Source organism: Micromonospora fiedleri (assembly GCF_016774385.1).
Taxonomy (GTDB): Bacteria; Actinomycetota; Actinomycetes; order Mycobacteriales; family Micromonosporaceae; genus Micromonospora; species Micromonospora gifhornensis.
Window position 1 is genome coordinate 1 of sequence record NZ_JAETXL010000116.1, and the last position, 443, is coordinate 443.

Here is a 443-nt window from a genome sequence, read left to right on the forward strand (position 1 = left end):
CGATCCGGCACCGCACCCTGCAGGTGGCGATGGACGGCTCGCAGAAGCTGCCGCAGCGGATCCTGCACACCATCGCCGACCTGCGTGCCGGGGGCCGGTCGGCGCACTGGGCGGCGCTGGTGCTCGCCGCCTGGATCCGGTTCGCCCAGGGCACCGCCGACGACGGTCGTACGCTGCCGCTCGACGACCCGCTCGCGGCCCGTATCCGGGCCGCCCTGGCCGACGCGCCGCAGACCCCGGCCGGGGCGGTCGACGCGGTGCTCGCCCTCGACGAGGTCGTCCCGCCCGAGGTCGCCGCCGACGCGCAGGTACGCGCCGCCGTGACCGCCTGGCTGCCCGACCTGACCCGCCACGGCGTCCGCCCCACCCTCACCCCCCCATGCGGGACATCACGGGCACCCTGTTACCGCCTTGTGTAGTGGTGGTCCCTTCTACCCATCTCC

The 443-nt window shown here is 75.4% G+C and carries 1 protein-coding gene; it reads left to right on the forward strand.

What is annotated here, in order from left to right; genetic code table 11:
* The coding region (locus tag JMF97_RS30895) for a mannitol dehydrogenase family protein (RefSeq protein WP_498043325.1) at nt 1–419 on the forward strand (419 nt) is incomplete at its 5' end.
* Between the last annotated feature and the right edge of the window lie 24 nt (nt 420–443).